Here is a 5,372-nt window from a genome sequence, read left to right on the forward strand (position 1 = left end):
GGTCGCTGGCTTCGAGCACGACGGTGCCGGCGCCGTCACCGAACAGCACGCAGGTGGTGCGGTCCTTGAAGTCGAGGATGCGCGAGAAGACCTCGGCCCCCACGACCAGGGCGCAGTGGGCCGAGCCGGTCTTGATCATCGCGTCGGCCACGCTGAGCGCGTAGACGAAACCCGAGCACACGGCCTGCACGTCGAAAGCCGGGCAGCCGGCCACGCCGAGCTTGTGCTGCAGCAGGCAGGCGGTGGACGGGAACACCATGTCCGGGGTGGACGTGGCCACGATGATGAGGTCGACATCGGCCGCGGTGCGCCCGGCCGCCTCCAGGGCGTGTCGGGCCGCGTGCAGCGCCAGATCGCTGGAGCTGACCTCGGGCGCGGCGAAATGGCGCGCGCGGATGCCGGTGCGCTCGACGATCCAGGCGTCGGAGGTCTCGATGCCTTGCTGGGCCAGCTCGGCGGCGAACTCGGCATTGGTCACCCGGCGCGGCGGCAGGTAGCTGCCGGTGCCGGCGATACGGGAATAGCGGTCAGAAGAAAGGGTCATGCCGTCTGGGCGACCGGCCCCGGCTCCGCAGCCTCGTCTGTGGTGGGCAAGGCCTGCAGGGTTTCGACGATCCGATCGTGCACCCGGTCGAGCAACCGGTTCCGGGCCGCATCATACGCCCGATTCAGGGCCTGCTCGAACGCGAAGGCGTCGGCTGAGCCATGGCTCTTGAAGACGAGGCCGCGCAGCCCGAGCAGTGCCGCGCCGTTGTAGCGACGATGGTCAACGCGCTTTTTGAAGTGGTTGAGCACCGGAAGGGCAACGATCGCCGCAAGTTTGGTGAAGATGTTGCGAGTGAACTCCTGCTTGATAAAGCTGGAGAGCATCGAAGCCAGGCCTTCGGCCGTCTTGAGCGCGACATTGCCGACAAAGCCGTCACACACGACGATGTCGGTGCGGCCGGTGAAGATGTCGTTGCCCTCGACGTTGCCGTAGAAATTCAGATGGCCGGCCTGGGCAGCCGATCGCAGCAGCTCTGCGGTTTTCTTGATGGTGTCGCTGCCCTTGATGGCCTCCTCACCGATGTTGAGCAGGCCCACGCTGGGCTGGGCCTTGCCTTGCACCGCACTGACCAGGGCGCTGCCCATCAGGGCGAACTGCAACAGGTGCTCAGGCTCGCAATCGACATTGGCCCCCAGGTCGAGGACGGTGGTGTAGCCGTCTTTCTGATTGGGCATCACGGTGGCGATGGCGGGACGGTCGATGCCCTGCAGGGTCTTGAGCACGTAGCGCGACACGGCCATCAGGGCTCCGGTGTTGCCGGCCGAGACACAGGCGTCGGCCGCCGCGCGACCGTCCTCGCCCGGCTTGACCTGGCTGATGGCCACGCGCATGGACGAATCCTTCTTGCGGCGCAGCGCCACCTCGACCGGATCGTCCATCTCGACGACTTCACTGGCCTCGACGAGGATGCAACGCGCCCAGCCGCGCGCGGGCGCGAGCGCCTCGGCGCGGCCGACGAGAATCAGCTCAGCTTGCGGATGCGCCGCCAGGAAGGCCTGGCAGGCCGGCAGCGTGACGGAAGGGCCGTGGTCGCCGCCCATGCAATCGACGGCCAGGCGCACAACCCGCGCCGCGGCAGGCGCCGTCGACGCGGACGCCACAGTCTGGGATGTGGAATTCATGGCAGGCGTGGGCAGACCGACATCAGGCCGGTCGTCCGGGCGCTTGGGGCCCGCTCAGGCCAACGCCGGGACGCGCTCAACTCCAACCAGGCAGCAGCGGTCAGGCACACGCGCGCCGCCGGCGCCCCGTCGGGCATCGGCAACCGATGCGACTGCACCGCCATGACGCCGCAGGATCAGGCGTCGGCCTTGGTCTTGAGGACCTTGCGACCGCGGTAGAAACCGTTGGGGCTGATGTGGTGACGCAGGTGAACTTCGCCGGTGGTGGGCTCGATCGCCATGCCCGGCGTCGTCAGGGCATTGTGCGAACGGTGCATCCCACGCTTGGAAGGCGACTTCTTGTTCTGTTGAACGGCCATGGCTCGCTCCTTGGAAAACCCGAAATTCTAGCATGGCCGCAAGCAGCCGGGCCACGCAGCCGGCCTGATCGGCTCAGGTGAGGTTGCGCTTGAGGGCCGCCAGAGCCGCAAACGGATGGGGGGCAGAGGCGGGCTGCGCAGCGGTGTGCAGCGGCTCGGCCGCGGCCTGAGCAGGGTGACGGCAATCGACATGCCGGGGCACCAGCGGCAGCGCCAGGATGAGTTCGTCCTCCACCAGTTCTTGCAGATCCAGACTGCGATCGAGCACGAGGATGTCCTCCTCCACCTGGGCGTCGAGTTCGGCGGCCTCGCGCTCGTCGCGCACGAAACGGAAGCTGCGGTCGACTTCCAGCGCCACGTCGACCGGGTGCAGGCAGCGCTGGCACTGCAGCCGCACGGTCGCACGGGCCCCCAGGTGCAGCCAGACTTCGGCCGGCGCACCCACACGCTCGAAGCGCTGCCCCTGGGCCTCCCAGAGGACTTCCCATCCTGCGGGGGCGATGCCGTCGACCTGGCTTTCGGCCAGCCGCGGCAAGGCCGTGAGCAGCCAGCGGCCCTGCAACTCGCCGGCATCTCGGGCGAAACGCTCCATGTCCAGGCGTTGGGGATCGAAGGGCGTGGCGGACTTCATGCCAGCAGTGTAGCCCGGCGGCGAGCGACAATCGCGGCATGTCCATGTCGTCCCTGCCCCGAGCGATCCTCCTCGGCTCGACCTCCCCCTATCGCCGCGAGCTGCTGCAGCGTCTGCGGCTGCCCTTCGAGGTGGAGCCCCCCCGCGTCGATGAAACCCCGCGGCCTGGCGAAACGCCGGCGCTGCTGGCGCTGCGCCTGGCGCTGGCCAAGGCCCACGAGGTCGCCTCCCGCCATCCCGAGGCGGTGGTGATCGGCTCGGACCAGGTGGCCGACCTCGACGGGCGGCCTGTGGGCAAGCCCGGCCATCACGCCCGGGCCGTCGCCCAGTTGCGCGAGATGAGCGGGCGCACCGTGGTCTTCCAGACGGCGGTGGCCGTGGTCTGTCAGGCCACCCGGTTCGAGCAGGCTTCGCTGGTGCCGGTGACGGTGAAGTTCCGGGACCTGTCCGCCGCCGAGATCGAGGCCTATCTGGCCGCCGAGCAGCCCTATGACTGCGCCGGCAGCGCCAAGGTCGAGGGACTGGGCATCGCCCTGCTGCGCGCAGTGGAGAGCGACGATCCCACGGCCCTGATCGGGCTGCCGCTGATCCGCACCTGCGAGCTGCTGCGCGCCGCGGGGGTGCCGGTGCTGGGCCAGGGGGACCGATGAGCCCGGGCACGCTGTGGCTGGTGCCCGCCCCGCTGGACTTCGGCACGCTGGACGCCGCCGGGCAAGCGCCGGACCTGCGCGAGGTGCTGCCGATGGGCACGCTGCGCACGGCCGCCCGCCTGTCGCATTGGGTGGTGGAAAACGCCAAGACCGCCCGCGCCTTCCTCAAGCGGTTGCATGCGGTGGTGCCGCTGGCCCAACCGCTGCAATCGCTGCAAATCCAGGAACTGCCGCGCGCACCCAAAGGGTCACGGGCAGCGGTACCCGCCCTGCCCGATGCCCTGCTGCAGCCCGCGCTGTCGGGGCTGGAGATGGGCCTGATGTCGGAAGCCGGCATGCCGGCGGTGGCCGATCCGGGAGCCGAGCTGGTGCGCCGCGCCCAGGCCCTGGGCCTGACGGTCACCCCGCTGGTCGGCCCGTCGGCGCTGCTGCTGGCGCTGGCAGCCAGCGGCATGAACGGGCAGAGCTTCGCCTTCGTGGGGTATCTGCCGGTGGACGAGGCGGCGCGGGCCGCACGGATCCGCGAACTGGAGGGCCTGTCGCGACGGCTGGGTCAGACGCAGTTGATGATCGAGACGCCCTACCGGAATGCCGCCCTCTTTCAAGCGCTGCTGCAGCACCTGCAGCCGACCACCCAGCTCTCGGTGGCCTGTGGGCTGACCCTGGAGGACGGCTGGAACCACAGCGCGCCAGTGGCCCAGTGGCGCGAGGGCCGCGGACCGGCTTCCCGGCGAGCGCCGGCCGATCGGCCCGCGGTCTTTGCGCTGCTGGCGCGCTGAGCGGGGCTTCAGGCGGCCGGCTTCTTGCCGCCGCTGCCACCCAGCAGCGCGGCCACCTTGCGCTTGGGACGGATGTAGGCCGACAGCGACTTCGGGCCGGGCACCGGCGCGGCACTGCGTTCCCGCTCCCAGGCAGGGGGTTCGTTGGCGGCGACCGGTGGTTCGTAGGGCTTGCTGAAGATGGGGTCACTGGGCACCGACCGCGGCGGGCCGTGGCGGGGCGCAGCCCAGTCCCTGGCAGCACCGGACGTCGGGGCGTCGTCATCCTCACGACGTCGGGGCCGGCGCACTCGGTCGTCTTCGAGGTCCAGCGGCTCGATCTCGATCTTCTTCTTCAGCAGCTTCTCGAGCTCGGCCACCAGACGCTGGTCGCTGCGCGAGACGAAGGAGATCGCCAGGCCTGAGGCCCCGGCGCGGCCGGTGCGGCCGATGCGGTGCACGTAGTCTTCCGCGTTGAAGGGGATGTCGAAGTTGAAGACGGCCGGCAAGTCGGCGATGTCCAGGCCACGGGCGGCCACGTCGGTGGCCACGAGCAGCTCGACCTCGCCGCGCTTGAAGGCGTCCAGGGCCTTGAGACGCTCGTCTTGGGACTTGTCGCCATGCAGCGCGGTGGTCTTCAGGCCGTCGCGCTCGAGCGAACGGGCCAGGCGCGCCGCGCCGAGCTTGGAATTGACGAAGACGATGGCCTGGGTGATGGCGCGTTCGCGCAGCAACTGGCGCACGGCGCGGCGCTTGTCGTCGTCTTCGACACTGTAGAAGCGCTGCTCGACCGTGGCGGCCGTGGCATTGGGCCGCGCCACCTCGACGAGCACCGGGTCCTGCAGGTAGCTTTGCGCAAGCTTCTTGATCTCGGGCGAGAAGGTGGCCGAGAACAGCAGGGTCTGGCGCTGCTTGGGCAGGTAGCTCAGGATGCGCTGCAGGTCGGGCAGGAAGCCGATATCGAGCATGCGGTCGGCCTCGTCGAGCACCACGTACTCCACCTGGCCGAGGTTGCAGTTCTTGGCCTGGATGTGGTCGAGCAGACGGCCGGGGGTGGCGATCAGCACCTCGACGCCGGCCTTGAGCTCGGCCTCCTGGGGTTTCATGTCGATGCCGCCGAAGACGCAGGCCACGCGCAACTGCGTGTGGCGGGCATAGGCCTTGACGTTGTTGGCGACCTGGTCGGCCAGCTCGCGCGTGGGGGCCAGCACCAGGGCGCGTACCGGGTGGCGGGCCGGCGACATGCTGGCGTTCTGATGGCGCAGCATCTTCTGCAGCAGCGGCAGCGAGAAGGCCGCCGTCTTGC

The 5,372-nt window shown here is 69.6% G+C and carries 7 protein-coding genes; 2 read left to right on the top strand and 5 right to left on the bottom strand.

Annotated elements, in window-relative coordinates:
• From ACK42S_RS15365 to ACK42S_RS15380, 4 genes are all read right to left on the bottom strand, one after another.
• Window positions 1-544: beta-ketoacyl-ACP synthase 3 (locus tag ACK42S_RS15365; RefSeq protein WP_409709458.1), on the bottom strand; the 544-nt coding region annotated here is incomplete at its 3' end.
• A complete protein-coding gene (gene plsX / locus ACK42S_RS15370; protein WP_409709461.1) occupies window positions 541-1,668 on the bottom strand; it encodes a phosphate acyltransferase PlsX in 1,128 nt (375 codons plus the stop codon). The genes plsX and ACK42S_RS15365, both read right to left, overlap by 4 nt.
• Before the next feature lie 176 nt (window positions 1,669-1,844).
• The gene (gene rpmF / locus ACK42S_RS15375) at window positions 1,845-2,027 is read right to left on the bottom strand and encodes a 50S ribosomal protein L32 (protein ID WP_409709464.1); all 183 of its coding nucleotides are present in this window, start codon (window positions 2,025-2,027) and stop codon (window positions 1,845-1,847) included.
• A 73-nt stretch (window positions 2,028-2,100) separates the two neighbouring features.
• Window positions 2,101-2,658, bottom strand: coding sequence for a YceD family protein (locus ACK42S_RS15380; protein WP_409709467.1), 558 nt, complete (start codon window positions 2,656-2,658; stop codon window positions 2,101-2,103).
• A gap of 38 nt (window positions 2,659-2,696) precedes the next feature.
• On the opposite strand from ACK42S_RS15380, the gene ACK42S_RS15385 reads away from it, so the two are divergent.
• Window positions 2,697-3,308, top strand: coding sequence for a Maf family nucleotide pyrophosphatase (locus ACK42S_RS15385; RefSeq protein ID WP_409709470.1), 612 nt, complete (start codon window positions 2,697-2,699; stop codon window positions 3,306-3,308).
• The gene (locus ACK42S_RS15390) at window positions 3,305-4,087 is read left to right on the top strand and encodes an SAM-dependent methyltransferase (RefSeq protein ID WP_409709473.1); all 783 of its coding nucleotides are present in this window, start codon (window positions 3,305-3,307) and stop codon (window positions 4,085-4,087) included. The genes ACK42S_RS15385 and ACK42S_RS15390 overlap by 4 nt, the downstream gene beginning before the upstream one ends.
• Before the next feature lie 8 nt (window positions 4,088-4,095).
• Here the strand turns inward: ACK42S_RS15390 and ACK42S_RS15395 are convergent.
• Window positions 4,096-5,372: DEAD/DEAH box helicase (locus ACK42S_RS15395; RefSeq protein ID WP_409709476.1), on the bottom strand; the 1,277-nt coding region annotated here is incomplete at its 5' end.

Source organism: Caldimonas sp. (assembly GCF_046289365.1).
Lineage (GTDB): Bacteria > Pseudomonadota > Gammaproteobacteria > Burkholderiales > Burkholderiaceae_C > Caldimonas.

Coding starts and splice junctions, on each gene's coding strand:
- ACK42S_RS15390 (WP_409709473.1), top strand. CDS start 3,305: ATGAGCCCGGGCACGCTGTGGCTGGTGCCCGCCCCGCTGGACTTCGGC.
- rpmF (WP_409709464.1), bottom strand. CDS start 2,027: ATGGCCGTTCAACAGAACAAGAAGTCGCCTTCCAAGCGTGGGATGCAC.
- plsX (WP_409709461.1), bottom strand. CDS start 1,668: ATGAATTCCACATCCCAGACTGTGGCGTCCGCGTCGACGGCGCCTGCC.
- ACK42S_RS15380 (WP_409709467.1), bottom strand. CDS start 2,658: ATGAAGTCCGCCACGCCCTTCGATCCCCAACGCCTGGACATGGAGCGT.
- ACK42S_RS15385 (WP_409709470.1), top strand. CDS start 2,697: ATGTCCATGTCGTCCCTGCCCCGAGCGATCCTCCTCGGCTCGACCTCC.